The organism is Streptomyces galbus (assembly GCF_005280195.1).
Lineage (GTDB): Bacteria > Actinomycetota > Actinomycetes > Streptomycetales > Streptomycetaceae > Streptomyces > Streptomyces galbus.
This window is the reverse complement of record NZ_SZPR01000013.1, coordinates 140,109-153,093: the sequence shown is the minus strand read 5'-3', so window position 1 is coordinate 153,093 and position 12,985 is coordinate 140,109. Positions and strand designations below refer to the sequence as shown.

General features: G+C 71.6%; 14 protein-coding genes. 9 read left to right on the top strand and 5 right to left on the bottom strand.

The annotated features are described in order from the left end of the window. Positions 1-29: 29 nt before the first annotated feature. From E4U92_RS17055 to E4U92_RS17045, 3 genes are read right to left on the bottom strand one after another with little or no spacing between them, the layout of a single operon-like run. The gene (locus tag E4U92_RS17055) at positions 30-1,040 is read right to left on the bottom strand and encodes a COX15/CtaA family protein (RefSeq protein ID WP_137301282.1); all 1,011 of its coding nucleotides are present in this window, start codon (positions 1,038-1,040) and stop codon (positions 30-32) included. Positions 1,041-1,087: 47 nt separating this feature from the next. Further along, positions 1,088-1,804: an ABC transporter permease gene (locus tag E4U92_RS17050; protein ID WP_229862306.1), complete on the bottom strand. Its 717-nt coding sequence runs from the start codon at positions 1,802-1,804 to the stop codon at positions 1,088-1,090. Positions 1,805-1,854: 50 nt separating this feature from the next. Beyond that, on the bottom strand, positions 1,855-2,778 hold the full coding sequence (locus tag E4U92_RS17045) for an ABC transporter ATP-binding protein (protein WP_137301280.1): 924 nt from the start codon (positions 2,776-2,778) through the stop codon (positions 1,855-1,857). 253 nt (positions 2,779-3,031) lie between these two features. Here E4U92_RS17045 and E4U92_RS17040 point away from each other — a divergent pair, with 253 nt between their 5' ends. The 8 genes from E4U92_RS17040 to E4U92_RS17005 are packed head-to-tail and all read left to right on the top strand — an operon-like array spanning position 3,032 to position 9,615. Continuing rightward, entirely contained in the window at positions 3,032-3,784 is a 753-nt protein-coding gene (locus E4U92_RS17040; RefSeq protein ID WP_137301279.1) for a helix-turn-helix transcriptional regulator, read from the top strand. After that, positions 3,781-5,202 (top strand): Fe-S cluster assembly protein SufB, encoded by a 1,422-nt coding sequence (gene sufB, locus E4U92_RS17035; RefSeq protein WP_137301278.1) that lies wholly within the window; start codon positions 3,781-3,783, stop codon positions 5,200-5,202. The genes E4U92_RS17040 and sufB overlap by 4 nt, the downstream gene beginning before the upstream one ends. A gap of 56 nt (positions 5,203-5,258) precedes the next feature. Beyond that, on the top strand, positions 5,259-6,443 hold the full coding sequence (gene sufD / locus E4U92_RS17030; protein WP_137301277.1) for a Fe-S cluster assembly protein SufD: 1,185 nt from the start codon (positions 5,259-5,261) through the stop codon (positions 6,441-6,443). Next, positions 6,440-6,775 carry a non-heme iron oxygenase ferredoxin subunit gene (locus tag E4U92_RS17025; protein ID WP_067232211.1) on the top strand — a complete coding sequence of 112 codons (336 nt, stop codon included), beginning with the start codon at positions 6,440-6,442 and terminating at the stop codon, positions 6,773-6,775. Before sufD ends, E4U92_RS17025 begins: the two co-directional genes overlap by 4 nt. Positions 6,776-6,782: 7 nt before the next feature. Next, positions 6,783-7,547, top strand: a complete 765-nt coding sequence (gene sufC / locus E4U92_RS17020) for a Fe-S cluster assembly ATPase SufC (RefSeq protein ID WP_137301276.1) — start codon at positions 6,783-6,785, stop codon at positions 7,545-7,547. Further along, positions 7,544-8,800: a cysteine desulfurase gene (locus E4U92_RS17015; RefSeq protein WP_137301275.1), complete on the top strand. Its 1,257-nt coding sequence runs from the start codon at positions 7,544-7,546 to the stop codon at positions 8,798-8,800. The genes sufC and E4U92_RS17015 overlap by 4 nt, the downstream gene beginning before the upstream one ends. Before the next feature lie 18 nt (positions 8,801-8,818). Further along, positions 8,819-9,286 (top strand): Fe-S cluster assembly sulfur transfer protein SufU, encoded by a 468-nt coding sequence (gene sufU / locus E4U92_RS17010; protein WP_137301274.1) that lies wholly within the window; start codon positions 8,819-8,821, stop codon positions 9,284-9,286. Continuing rightward, a complete protein-coding gene (locus E4U92_RS17005) occupies positions 9,283-9,615 on the top strand; it encodes a metal-sulfur cluster assembly factor (RefSeq protein WP_137301273.1) in 333 nt (110 codons plus the stop codon). The genes sufU and E4U92_RS17005 overlap by 4 nt, the downstream gene beginning before the upstream one ends. Before the next feature lie 105 nt (positions 9,616-9,720). Here the strand turns inward: E4U92_RS17005 and E4U92_RS17000 are convergent, their stop codons facing one another. Then, positions 9,721-10,545: an AbfB domain-containing protein gene (locus tag E4U92_RS17000; RefSeq protein WP_137301272.1), complete on the bottom strand. Its 825-nt coding sequence runs from the start codon at positions 10,543-10,545 to the stop codon at positions 9,721-9,723. Positions 10,546-10,793: 248 nt separating this feature from the next. On the opposite strand from E4U92_RS17000, the gene dapD reads away from it, so the two are divergent. Further along, entirely contained in the window at positions 10,794-11,783 is a 990-nt protein-coding gene (dapD, locus tag E4U92_RS16995) for a 2,3,4,5-tetrahydropyridine-2,6-dicarboxylate N-succinyltransferase (RefSeq protein WP_137301271.1), read from the top strand. 211 nt (positions 11,784-11,994) lie between these two features. Here dapD and E4U92_RS16990 read toward each other — a convergent pair whose 3' ends face one another. Further along, positions 11,995-12,930, bottom strand: coding sequence for an oxidoreductase (locus E4U92_RS16990; protein WP_137301270.1), 936 nt, complete (start codon positions 12,928-12,930; stop codon positions 11,995-11,997). Positions 12,931-12,985 lie beyond the last annotated feature (55 nt).

The window sequence follows — 12,985 nt, the reverse complement described above, 5'->3', positions numbered from 1 at the left end:
GCTCCCGGCCCGGTGGGGCCGCGGACGCGTCAGGCGCGCGTCGGGACGGCCGCCGCCTCCGCGGGGCCCGGCAGGTCCGCCGTGGTCCCCGGCCGCTCCCGCAGGGACAGCAGCACCCGCAGCACCCAGATCCACATCACCGAGGAGCCGAGCATGTGGGCGGCCACCAGGGCCTCGGGCAGCTCGGTGAAGTACTGGACGTAGCCGATGACGCCCTGGCACAGCAGCACCAGGAACAGCTCACGGGTGCGCGCGAGCGGCGCCCGGGGCGCGTCCACGGCCTTGAGCACGAACCACAGCGCGAAGGTCAGCGTGACGACGATCCAGGCCAGCACCGCGTGCAGCTTGCTGACCGTCTCCCAGTCCAGCGGCATCCGCTCGACCTCGCTGGAGTCGCCCGCGTGCGGCCCGGAGCCGGTGACCACGGTGCCCACCGCGATCAGCAGCACCGACGCGGCCACCAGGAACCACACCAGTTGCTGCACCGCCTTGCCGACGAGCGGGCGGGGCGTCGTGTCGCCCTCCCGGGTGCGCTGCCACATCACCGTGGCGACCGCGATGAGCGCCGAGGACAGCAGGAAGTGCGCCGCGACCGTGTAGGGGTTCAGGCCGACCAGGACGACGATGCCGCCCAGCACCGCGTTCCCCATCACGATCCAGAACTGCGCCCAGCCCAGCCGGGTCAGGCTGCGCCGGAACGGCTTCTGGGAGCGCGCGGCGACGATCGCCCAGCCGACGGCCGCGCACAGCACGTACGTCAGCATGCGGTTGCCGAACTCGATCACCCCGTGGACGCCCATGGCGCCGGTCGTGGTGAGCGAGTCGTCGGTGCACTTGGGCCAGGTCGGGCAGCCGAGGCCGGAGCCGGTGAGCCGGACCGCGCCGCCGGTGACCACGATGATCACCGACATGACGAGGGCGGCGAGGGCGGCCCGCCGGACCGTGCGGGGCTGCGGGGTCCAGCGTGCGGCGATGAAGGCGAGCGGGTTGCGCACGGCGGCTACGGCGTCGGCGCGGGTCACGTGGGGCACGCCTCCCATCGTAGGCCGCCGCTTGTGCACCCTTTCACGAGGGTCCGGCACGACTTCTACTCCCAGCGGAAGAAGGCCGCGGCGGCGGCGAGGCCCGCCACCGCCCACACGGCCAGGATCCCCAGGTCGCCCCAGGGCGTCCCGGCGCCGTGCTGGAGCACGTCCCGCAGCCCGTCGGACAGGGCCGAGACCGGCAGCAGCCCGAGGACGTCCTGGGCACCCTGCGGGAACTTGTCCAGCGGCACGATCACGCCGCCGCCGACCAGCAGCAGCAGGAAGACGAGGTTGGCGGCGGCCAGCGTGGCCTCCGCCTTCAGGGTGCCCGCCATGAGCAGGCCGAGGCCGGAGAAGGCGGCCGTGCCGAGGACGAGCAGGAGCAGGACGCTCAGGGGGTCGCCGTGCGGGGACCAGCCGAGCGCGTACGCGACGACCGTCAGCAGGATCACCTGGAGCACCTCGGTGACCAGCACCGACGCCGTCTTCGCGGTCATCAGGCCCCAGCGGGGCAGCGGGGAGGAGGCGAGGCGCTTGAGGACGCCGTAGCGGCGCTCGAAGCCGGTGGCGATGGCCTGGCCGGTGAACGCGGTCGACATCACCGCGAGCGCCAGGACGCCCGGGGTGAGGAAGTCGACGGCCTCGCCGGGGCCGGTGTCCACGACGTCGACCGTGCTGAACAGCACCAGCAGCAGGGTCGGGATCACCACGGTGAGCAGCAGCTGCTCGCCGTTGCGCAGGAGCATCCTCGTCTCCAGCGCCGTCTGCGCCGCGATCATGCGGGGGAGCGGCGCCGCGCCCGGCCGGGGGGTGTAGGTGCCGGTGGCGGTCACGAGCGCAGCTCCTTGCCGGTCAGTTCGAGGAAGACGTCTTCGAGGGTGTGCCGTTCCACCGAGATGCGGTCCGGCATCACGCCGTGCTGGGCGCACCAGGAGGTGACCGTCGCCAGCAGCTGGGGGTCGACCTTGCCGGTCACCCGGTACGAGCCCGGGGTCAGCTCGGCGGCCGTGGAGTCGGCGGGCAGCGCCTTGAGCAGGGAGCCGACGTCGAGCCCGGGGCGGCCGGTGAAGCGCAGGGTGTTCTCGGCGCCGCCGCGGCACAGCTCCTCGGGCGAGCCCTGGGCGATGACCCGGCCTGCGTCGATGATCGCGACGTCGTCGGCGAGCTGCTCGGCCTCGTCCATGTAGTGCGTGGTGAGGATGACCGACACGCCGTCGGCGCGCAGGTCGCGCACCAGGTCCCAGGTGGCGCGGCGGGCCTGCGGATCGAGTCCGGCGGTCGGCTCGTCCAGGAACACCAGCTCGGGCCGCCCGACCACGGCCATGGCGAGCGCGAGGCGCTGCTGCTGGCCGCCGGAGAGCCGGCGGTAGGCGGTGCGCCCGCACGAGCCGAGCCCCAGCCGTTCGACCAGGGCGTCCACGTCGAGCGGGTGGGCGTGCAGCTTCGCCATGTGGCGCAGCATCTCGTCGGCGCGGGCGCCGGAGTACACCCCGCCGGACTGGAGCATCACGCCGATCCGGGGGTGGAGCCGGGAAGCCTCCCCGACCGGGTCCAGGCCGAGGACGCGCACGGTGCCGGAGTCCGCCGCGCGGTACCCCTCGCAGGTCTCGATCGTCGTCGTCTTGCCCGCGCCGTTGGGGCCGAGCACGGCGGTGACGCCCGCCCGGGCCGCCAGGTCGAGGCCGTCCACCGCGGTCTTGGTGCCGTACCGCTTCACCAGGGCCTGGATCTGGACGACAGGCTCACTTCGCATGGGCCCGAGTCTAGGTTCGCGCACGGGGGCGCGGACGGCCGGGTGCGGGAACCGGCCACGGGCCCCCGCCGGAGGCGCCGGACCCGCCGGGGGCCGGTCCGCGCAGGCCAACGGCCTGTGCGAGAGGGGGCGCGCTGATCGATCAGAGATCGTTTCCGCAGGTCACCTTAGGTATGCCTAAGTGACGCAGGGCACCGTCGGGTGATCCGGAGGCCGCTTGCCCGGGCCGGAGGAATTACGCAACAATGGCGTTGTGAAAAACGTCGGCGAGGCTCGGGAGACCCCCACGGGGGCCCCTCAGGAGGAGCTCGCGACCGGGGAGCGGTCCACCCGCAACCGGGTCGCGCGGTCCATCCTGGACCACGGGCCGTCGACCGTCGCCGAGCTGGCCGGCCGGCTGGGCCTGACCCAGGCCGCCGTGCGCCGCCACCTCGACGCCCTGGTCGCCGACGACGTCGTGGAGCCGCGCGAGCAGCGCGTCTACGGCACGCGCACGCGCGGGCGCCCGGCCAAGGTCTTCGCGCTCACCGACTGCGGCCGCGACGCCTTCGACCAGTCGTACGACAAGCTCGCCGCGGACGCGCTGCGCTGGATCGCCCAGCAGGAGGGCGGCCAGGACGCGGTCGCCGCCTTCGCCCGGTCCCGCATCGCCGCCCAGGCGGGCGCCTACCGCAGGGCGGTCGAGGGCGTGGCCCCCGAGAAGCGCGCCGAAGCCCTGGCCAGGGCGCTGTCCGCCGACGGGTACGCTGCTACCGCGCGGAGCGCGCCCGTGGGGGAGCAGCTCTGCCAGCACCACTGCCCGGTGGCTCACGTCGCGGAACAGTTCCCCCAGCTCTGCGAGGCGGAGACCGAGTTCTTCGCCGAACTGCTCGGGACCCACGTCCAGCGGCTGGCGACCATCGCGCACGGCGACGGCGTCTGCACGACGTTCATCCCCAAGATTTCCACTGACGCATCTGCAAGCACTGACGCATCTGCCAGCACGGCCGGGAGGAACCCCGCATGACTCTCCCCACGGAGACTGCCCACCCCGAACTCGAGGGCCTGGGCAAGTACGAATACGGCTGGGCCGACTCCGACGTGGCCGGTGCCTCCGCCAGGCGCGGTCTGGGTGAGGACGTCGTCCGCGACATCTCGTCGAAGAAGTCCGAGCCCGAGTGGATGACGAAGCTGCGTCTGAAGGGCCTGAAGCTCTTCGAGAAGAAGCCCATGCCGAACTGGGGCTCGGACCTGTCGGGCATCGACTTCGACAACATCAAGTACTTCGTGCGCTCCACGGAGAAGCAGGCGGAGTCCTGGGAGGACCTGCCCGAGGACATCAAGAACACCTACGACAAGCTGGGCATCCCGGAGGCCGAGAAGCAGCGCCTCGTCGCCGGTGTCGCCGCCCAGTACGAGTCGGAGGTCGTCTACCACCAGATCCGCGAGGACCTGGAGGAGCAGGGCGTCATCTTCCTCGACACCGACACCGCCCTGAAGGAGCACCCGGAGCTCTTCAAGGAGTACTTCGGCACGGTCATCCCGGCCGGCGACAACAAGTTCGCCGCGCTGAACACCGCCGTGTGGTCCGGCGGCTCCTTCATCTACGTCCCCAAGGGCGTCCACGTCGAGATCCCGCTCCAGGCCTACTTCCGCATCAACACGGAGAACATGGGCCAGTTCGAGCGGACCCTGATCATCGTCGACGAGGGTGCCTACGTGCACTACGTCGAGGGCTGCACCGCCCCGATCTACAAGTCGGACTCGCTGCACTCCGCGGTCGTCGAGATCATCGTCAAGAAGAACGCCCGCTGCCGCTACACGACCATCCAGAACTGGTCGAACAACGTCTACAACCTGGTCACCAAGCGCGCCGTCGCCTACGAGGGCGCCACCATGGAGTGGATCGACGGCAACATCGGCTCCAAGGTGACGATGAAGTACCCGGCCGTCTACCTGATGGGCGAGCACGCCAAGGGCGAGACCCTGTCCATCGCCTTCGCGGGCGAGGGCCAGCACCAGGACGCCGGCGCCAAGATGGTCCACATGGCGCCGAACACCTCGTCCAACATCGTCTCCAAGTCGGTGGCGCGCGGCGGCGGCCGTACGTCGTACCGCGGTCTGATCGAGATCGGCGAGGGCGCCCCGGGCTCCAAGTCCAACGTGCTGTGCGACGCCCTGCTCGTCGACACCATCTCCCGGTCGGACACCTACCCGTACGTCGACGTCCGCGAGGACGACGTGTCCATGGGCCACGAGGCGACCGTCTCCAAGGTCTCCGAGGACCAGCTCTTCTACCTGATGAGCCGCGGCCTGTCCGAGGACGAGGCGATGGCGATGATCGTGCGCGGCTTCGTCGAGCCGATCGCCAAGGAGCTGCCCATGGAGTACGCCCTGGAGCTCAACCGGCTGATCGAGCTGCAGATGGAGGGCGCGGTCGGCTAGTCCCCGCCCGCACCCCCGTCAAGCCCACCCGTAAGAAAGCGAGCATTACGACAGCCATGGCTGAGGCCCCTAACATCCCGGTCGGTTCCACGACCGCCGGCTCGATCGCGGTCGCCGCCGAGTCGACCGTCGTCTCGCGCATGAGCGCGTCCCCGTCCTTCGACGTGACGGACTTCCCGGTCCCGCACGGCCGCGAGGAGGAGTGGCGGTTCACCCCGCTGGAGCGGCTGCGCGGACTGCACGACGGCACCGCGACCGCCACCGGCGAGGGCGTGAAGGTCGACGTGCAGGCCCCCGAGGGCGTCACCGTCGAGACCGTCGGCCGCGACGACGCGCGCCTCGGCAAGGCGGGCACCCCCGTGGACCGCGTCGCCGCGCAGGCGTACTCCGCCTTCGGGAAGGCCTCGGTCGTGACCGTGCCGAAGGAGACCGTCCTCACCGAGCCGATCCGCATCGCGGTGCACGGCGAGGGCGGCACCGCCTACGGCCACCAGGTCGTGGAGCTGGGCGCGTTCGCCGAGGCCGTGGTCGTCATCGACCACACCGGTGACGCCGTGCTCGCCGCCAACGTCGACTACCTCCTGGGCGACGGCGCCAAGCTGACCGTCGTCTCGGTGCAGGACTGGGACGACAAGGCCGTCCACGTCGCCCAGCACAACGCCCTGATCGGCCGGGACGCGTCCTTCAAGTCCGTGGTCGTCACCTTCGGCGGCGACGTGGTCCGGCTGCACCCGCGCGTGGAGTACGCCGGCCCCGGCGGCGAGGCCGAGCTGTTCGGCCTGTACTTCACCGACTCCGGGCAGCACCAGGAGCACCGCCTGCTGGTCACCCACAACACCCCGCACTGCAAGTCGAACGTCGTCTACAAGGGCGCGCTGCAGGGCGAGTTGGCGCACGCCGTGTGGATCGGCGACGTGCTGATCGAGGCCGCCGCCGAGGGCACCGACACCTACGAGATGAACCGCAACCTCGTCCTCACCGACGGCGCGCGCGTGGACTCCGTGCCCAACCTGGAGATCGAGACCGGCGAGATCGTCGGCGCCGGCCACGCCTCCGCCACCGGCCGCTTCGACGACGAGCAGCTCTTCTACCTGATGGCCCGCGGCATCCCCGAGCACGAGGCCCGCCGCCTGGTGGTCCGCGGCTTCTTCGCCGAGCTGGTCCAGCAGATCGGCGTCACCGACATCGAGGAGCGCCTGCTCGCCAAGATCGAGCAGGAGCTGGAGGCGTCGGTCGCATGACCAGCACCTTCGTACGCGCCTGTGACCTGAGCGAGCTGGAGGACGACACCCCGAAGCGGGTGGAGCTCGACGGCACGCCGGTCTCGGTCGTGAAGACCGAGGGCGAGGTGTTCGCGATCCACGACATCTGCTCGCACGCGAACGTCTCCCTCTCCGAGGGCGAGGTGGAGGACTGCCAGATCGAGTGCTGGCTGCACGGTTCCTCCTTCGACCTGCGCACCGGCAAGCCGTCGGGCCTCCCCGCGACCCGCCCCGTCCCCGTATACCCCGTCAAGATCGAAGGGGGCAGCGTCCTCGTCGACGTGCACGCCTCCCTCACCCAGGAGTCCTGAGGCACCCATGGCAACGCTTGAAATCCGAGACCTGCACGTCACCGTCGAGGCCGACAACGCCACGAAGGAGATCCTCAAGGGCGTCGACCTGACCGTGAAGCAGGGCGAGACGCACGCCATCATGGGCCCCAACGGCTCCGGCAAGTCGACCCTCGCCTACTCGCTCGCGGGTCACCCGAAGTACACGATCACCGGCGGCACCGTCACCCTCGACGGCGAGGACGTCCTGGAGATGTCCGTCGACGAGCGTGCCCGCGCCGGCCTGTTCCTCGCCATGCAGTACCCGGTCGAGGTCCCCGGCGTCTCGGTCTCCAACTTCCTGCGCACCTCCGCCACCGCCATCCGCGGCGAGGCCCCCAAGCTGCGCACCTGGGTGAAGGAGGTCAAGGAGGCCATGGAGCGCCTCAACATGGACCCGTCCTTCGCCGAGCGCAACGTCAACGAGGGCTTCTCCGGCGGTGAGAAGAAGCGCCACGAGATCCTCCAGCTCGAACTGCTCAAGCCCAAGGTCGCGATCCTCGACGAGACCGACTCCGGCCTCGACGTCGACGCCCTGCGCATCGTCTCCGAGGGCGTCAACCGCGTCCGCGAGTCCGGCGAGGTCGGCACCCTGCTGATCACGCACTACACGCGCATCCTGCGCTACATCAAGCCCGACCATGTCCACGTGTTCGCCGGCGGCAAGATCGTCGAGTCCGGCGGTGCCGAGCTCGCCGACAAGCTGGAGAACGAGGGCTACGAGGCATACACGAAGGGTGGCGCATCCGAGTGACCCAGCTGCCGGGCCTCCTCGACACAGAGGCGATCCGCAAGGACTTCCCCATCCTGGACCGCCAGGTCCACGACGGACGGAAGCTCGTGTACCTGGACAACGCGGCTACCTCGCAGAAGCCGCGCCAGGTGCTCGACGCCCTCAGTGAGTACTACGAGCGGTACAACGCCAACGTCCACCGCGGTGTGCATGTGCTCGCCGAGGAGGCCACGGCGCTGTACGAGGGTGCGCGTGACAAGGTCGCCGAGTTCGTCAACGCGCCCTCGCGCGACGAGGTGATCTTCACCAAGAACGCCTCCGAGTCGCTCAACCTCGTCGCGAACATGCTGGGCTGGGCCGACGAGCCCTACCGCGTGGACCGCGAGACCGAGATCGTCATCACGGAGATGGAGCACCACTCCAACATCGTGCCGTGGCAGCTCCTCGCGCAGCGCACGGGCGCGAAGCTGAAGTGGTTCGGCCTGACCGACGACGGCCGGCTCGACCTGTCGAACATCGACGAGGTCATCACCGAGAAGACGAAGATCGTCTCCTTCGTGCTGGTGTCGAACATCCTCGGCACGGTCAACCCGGTCGAGGCGATCGTGCGCCGCGCGCAGGAGGTCGGCGCGCTGGTCTGCATCGACGCCTCGCAGGCCGCGCCGCACATGCCGCTGGACGTGCAGGCGCTCCAGGCCGACTTCGTGGCCTTCACCGGCCACAAGATGTGCGGCCCGACCGGCATCGGCGTGCTGTGGGGCCGCCAGGAGCTCCTGGAGGACCTGCCCCCGTTCCTGGGCGGCGGCGAGATGATCGAGACCGTCTCGATGCACTCCTCGACGTACGCCCCGGCGCCGCACAAGTTCGAGGCGGGCACGCCCCCCATCGCGCAGGCCGTGGGCCTCGGCGCGGCGATCGACTACCTCAACGCCATCGGCATGGACAACGTCCTCGCCCACGAGCAGGCGATCACCGAGTACGCGGTGCGCCGCCTGACCGAGGTCCCCGACCTGAGGATCATCGGCCCGGCCACGGCCGAGGAGCGGGGCGCGGCGATCTCCTTCACGCTCGGCGACATCCACCCGCACGACGTGGGCCAGGTGCTCGACGAGCAGGGCATCGCCGTCCGCGTCGGTCACCACTGCGCGCGCCCGGTCTGCCTGCGCTACGGAATTCCTGCGACCACGCGAGCGTCGTTCTATCTGTACTCCACGCCGGCCGAGATCGACGCACTGGTCGAGGGGCTGGAGCACGTACGGAACTTCTTCGGCTGAAGGGCGTGAGCTGAGACCGTGAAGCTGGACTCGATGTACCAGGAAGTCATCCTGGACCACTACAAGAACCCGCACGGGCGGGGCTTGCGGGACGGCGACGCCGAGGTGCACCACGTCAACCCGACGTGCGGTGACGAGATCACCCTCCGCGTGAAGTACGACGGCACCACGATCACGGACGTGTCGTATGAGGGCCAGGGCTGCTCCATCAGCCAGGCCTCGGCGTCCGTGCTCAACGACCTGCTGGTCGGCAAGGAGCTGTCCGACGCGCAGAAGATCCAGGAGACCTTCCTGGAGCTGATGCAGTCCAAGGGCAGGATCGAGCCGGACGACGCGATGGAGGACGTCCTGGAGGACGCCGTCGCGTTCGCCGGGGTCTCCAAGTACCCGGCCCGGGTGAAGTGCGCCCTCCTGAGCTGGATGGCGTGGAAGGACGCGACGGCCCAGGCCCTGGGCGGAGCCGACGCCGAAAGGAAGACGGCATGACCGACACCGCTGAGATGAAGCCGGTCTCCGAGGAGGAGCTCCGCGAGGCCCTGATGGACGTCGTCGACCCCGAGCTGGGCATCGACGTCGTCAACCTCGGGCTGATCTACGGCATCCACGTCGACGACGCGAACATCGCGACCGTCGACATGACCCTGACCTCGGCGGCCTGCCCGCTGACCGACGTCATCGAGGACCAGGCGAAGTCCGCCACGGACGGCCTCGTCAACGAGCTGCGCATCAACTGGGTGTGGATGCCGCCGTGGGGCCCCGACAAGATCACGGACGACGGCCGCGAGCAGCTCCGCGCGCTGGGCTTCAACGTCTGAGCCCGCGCCGCGCCCCGGACCGCGCGATGGCCCCCGGCACGACAGTGCGCCGGGGGCCATCGGCGTGTCCGGGGGCGGGCGCCCGTGGAGGGGGGGGCTCGCCGCTCAGCCGGCCAGGGGCGGTACGAGGCGGAACGCCGAGTCGGCGCGGTAGAGGCCGGAGTCCTGGGCGGGGTCCAGCCGGAGCCGGAAGTCCTGGTGGCGCAGGAAACGGCCGGGGTAGTTCACGGACTCCAGCGCGACCGCGCCGGGGACGGCGGGAGCGGGGCGGGCGCAGAAGGTGGCGTCCCGGCCGAACAGCGGGGACCCGTCGTCGGGCTCGGCGCGCAGGACGAAGTCGCGGTGGCGCAGGTAGCGGCCGTCGGCGGTGCGCAGGGAGGAGCAGGCGCGGTCGGCCAGACCGGGGACGACGGTGAAGGTGGAGTCCGCGCGGGCGTCCCCTGCCGGGGCCGGGTCGAGCCGGACGAGTCCCTGGCTGACGTGCCAGTAGCGGTCGGGGTAGTTCACGGAGCGCAGGGAGCGGCGCGGGGAGGCGGGCGCGGGGGCGGCCCGGGTGGGACGCGCGGGGGAGGACGCCGAGGGGGCCGCTGTGGTGCGGTGCCGGACGGAAGGGGTCGGTGACGGCGAGGGGGCACCGGACGGCTCCGCCCCCGGCCCGCCACCGGCCGTCGCGGACGGCGTGGCGAAGGAGATGAGCCCGGGGCCGTTCCGGGGGTCCGCGCCGCTCGGCGCGGTGGCGGTGGTGCGCCCCGACGCCTCGTCGCCCGGCCGGTCGCCGAGCGCGATCGCCGTGACGCAGGCGACGACCGTGGCCACGGCGAGGGCCCCGGCCAGCCAGAGCCGGCGGGTGCCCGGGGCCCGGGTGGTGTCCGGGGCCCAGCCGGCCTCCCATGGTCGGTCGGGAGAGGGCCGGGACTCGTTGTGTGGCATGCGCGGTTCCTCCAGCGGCGCCGTTCGGGGCGGCCGCGGCTGCGACGACCTGGTGGGTGGGCCGCACAGTAGTGGAGGACGGGGCGGTCGAGCAGGGGTTTGCGAGCGGTTTCCGTAACGCTTCGGCTGCCGGGACGGCGGGCGTCCGGCGAGCGGCCGGGGCCGGGGGACGCGGTGGCCCGGCCCGCCACCTGAGACACCGGGCCGCGGGTTCGCTTCGGCGGGCCGCCGCCGGTTAGGTTTCCCCCATGACCGACACGACTGCACCCAGCACCACCGGGGCGGTGGCCGCCGGCCTCGCCACCCTCGCCGCCGACGGCACCGTCCTCGACACCTGGTTCCCCGCCCCCGAACTCGTCGCCGAGCCCGGCCCGTCCGGGACCGAGCGGCTGTCGGCCGAGCGGGCCGTGGAGCTGCTCGGCGAGGGTGCGGCCAGGGCGATCGGCCCGGACGCCCGCCGTGGCGTCGAGGTGATCGCGGTCCGCACGGTCATCTCCGCGCTGGACGCGAAGCCGATCGACGCGCACGACGTCTACCTGCGGCTCCACCTGCTCTCCCACCGCCTGGTCAAGCCGCACGGCCAGAGCCTGGACGGCATCTTCGGCTTCCTGGCCAACGTGGCGTGGACGTCGCTCGGCCCGGTCGCGGTGGACGACGTGGAGAAGGTGCGCCTGAACGCCCGCGCGGAGGGCCTGCACCTGCAGGTCACCTCGATCGACAAGTTCCCGCGCATGACGGACTACGTGGCGCCGAAGGGCGTCCGCATCGCCGACGCCGACCGGGTGCGGCTGGGCGCGCACCTCGCCGAGGGCACGACGGTGATGCACGAGGGCTTCGTCAACTTCAACGCGGGCACGCTGGGCACGTCGATGGTCGAGGGCCGCATCTCGGCCGGTGTGATCGTGGGCGACGGGTCGGACATCGGCGGCGGCGCCTCCACGATGGGCACGCTGTCCGGCGGCGGCAACGTGATCATCTCCATCGGCGAGCGCTGCCTGGTGGGCGCCGAGGCGGGCGTGGGCATCGCGCTCGGCGACGAGTGCGTGGTGGAGGCCGGCCTGTACGTGACGGCGGGCACCCGGGTGACCATGCCCGACGGCCAGATCGTCAAGGCCCGCGAACTGTCGGGCGCCTCCAACATCCTCTTCCGCCGCAACTCGGTGACGGGAACGGTGGAGGCCCGCCCGAACAACGCGGTGTGGGGCGGGCTGAACGACATCCTGCACGCCCACAACTGACCGACGGCGGCCGTGACCCGCGGCCGCCGCACGGCGAGCGCGAGCGCCCTTCCGACGGCCGGCGGCCGGTCCGGGAGGGCGCTCGGCCGTGTCACCGGCACGATGTCCGGCGACGGCTGCCCGGTGCGGTCACCCGGCCGGTCCGCCGCTCCAGACCCCCGCTCCCGACCCCTGGCCCCTACCGTCGGCCCCGACCGTCGGTCCCTCGGTGTCAGGAGGGGGCCGGAGACAGGAACCGTACGCCGGTGAGCCGTTCCGACAGGTCCCACAGACGGCGGCCGGTCCCGGGATCGGCCGCCGCGGCGGACAACCGCACGCGCGTGGGGCCGCCGCGCAGCTCGGCGAAGCCGTCCGGCCCGATGAACTCGCCGCCCGCCACGTCCGGTGCGGTGGCCGCGTGGAGCTGGGGCAGCGCGCCCTGGTCCGGGGACTGGGCGAACGGGGCGAGGACGCGGCCGAACAGCAGCTTCACCAGGCCGGCCGGCGCGGTCGTCTGGAGGTTGGTGGAGGCGTAGCCGGGGTGGGCCAGCAGGCTGCGCACCGGGCTGCCGGCCGCGGTCAGCCTCCGGTGCAGTTCCCGTCCGAAGACGGCGTTGGCGAACTTGGACTGGTTGTAGAACCTCATGGGCGCGTACGTGCGCTCGCCGGAGACGTCGTCGAAGTGGAGGCGCCCCTGCCGGTGGTTGGTCGACGTCACCGTGACCACGCGGGGGTCGTCGCCGTCGGTCAGCGGCCCGAGCAGCAGGCCGGTGAGCGCGAAGTGACCGAGGTGGTTGCCGGCGAACTGCACCTCGTGGCCCTGGGCGCTCAGCGAGCGCGGGGGCGCCATCACGCCCGCGTTGTTGACGAGCACGTCCAGCCGCGGGTGATCGGCGCGCAGCCCCTCGGCGAACGCCCGGACCGAGTCGAGATCGGTCAGGTCGAGGCGGCGCACCTCGAGGCGGGCGCCGGGCTGCTCGGCGGTGATCTCCGCGACGGCCCGGTGGCCCTTCGCCGCGTCGCGCACGGCGAGGACCACGTGGCCGCCCTTGCGGGCGAGTGCCCGGGTCGTCGCCAGTCCGAGGCCGCTGTTGGCCCCGGTGACGACGAACACCCGCCCGGTCTGGTCGGGGACGCTATCGGCGGTCCAGCGCTCGGTGTCCGTCATACGGCACACGCTGCCGTACGTGTCACTTGGTGTCAACTAGGCACCGAGTGTCATG

What these genes read in the sequence shown, in the direction of transcription:
- E4U92_RS17005 (WP_137301273.1), top strand. Translation starts at nt 9,283, where the DNA reads ATGACCGACACCGCTGAGATGAAGCCGGTCTCCGAGGAGGAGCTCCGC.
- E4U92_RS17050 (WP_229862306.1), bottom strand. Translation starts at nt 1,804, where the DNA reads ATGATCGCGGCGCAGACGGCGCTGGAGACGAGGATGCTCCTGCGCAAC.
- E4U92_RS16990 (WP_137301270.1), bottom strand. Translation starts at nt 12,930, where the DNA reads ATGACGGACACCGAGCGCTGGACCGCCGATAGCGTCCCCGACCAGACC.
- sufC (WP_137301276.1), top strand. Translation starts at nt 6,783, where the DNA reads ATGGCAACGCTTGAAATCCGAGACCTGCACGTCACCGTCGAGGCCGAC.
- dapD (WP_137301271.1), top strand. Translation starts at nt 10,794, where the DNA reads ATGACCGACACGACTGCACCCAGCACCACCGGGGCGGTGGCCGCCGGC.
- E4U92_RS17000 (WP_137301272.1), bottom strand. Translation starts at nt 10,545, where the DNA reads ATGCCACACAACGAGTCCCGGCCCTCTCCCGACCGACCATGGGAGGCC.
- E4U92_RS17055 (WP_137301282.1), bottom strand. Translation starts at nt 1,040, where the DNA reads ATGGGAGGCGTGCCCCACGTGACCCGCGCCGACGCCGTAGCCGCCGTG.
- E4U92_RS17025 (WP_067232211.1), top strand. Translation starts at nt 6,440, where the DNA reads ATGACCAGCACCTTCGTACGCGCCTGTGACCTGAGCGAGCTGGAGGAC.
- E4U92_RS17045 (WP_137301280.1), bottom strand. Translation starts at nt 2,778, where the DNA reads ATGCGAAGTGAGCCTGTCGTCCAGATCCAGGCCCTGGTGAAGCGGTAC.
- sufD (WP_137301277.1), top strand. Translation starts at nt 5,259, where the DNA reads ATGGCTGAGGCCCCTAACATCCCGGTCGGTTCCACGACCGCCGGCTCG.
- sufB (WP_137301278.1), top strand. Translation starts at nt 3,781, where the DNA reads ATGACTCTCCCCACGGAGACTGCCCACCCCGAACTCGAGGGCCTGGGC.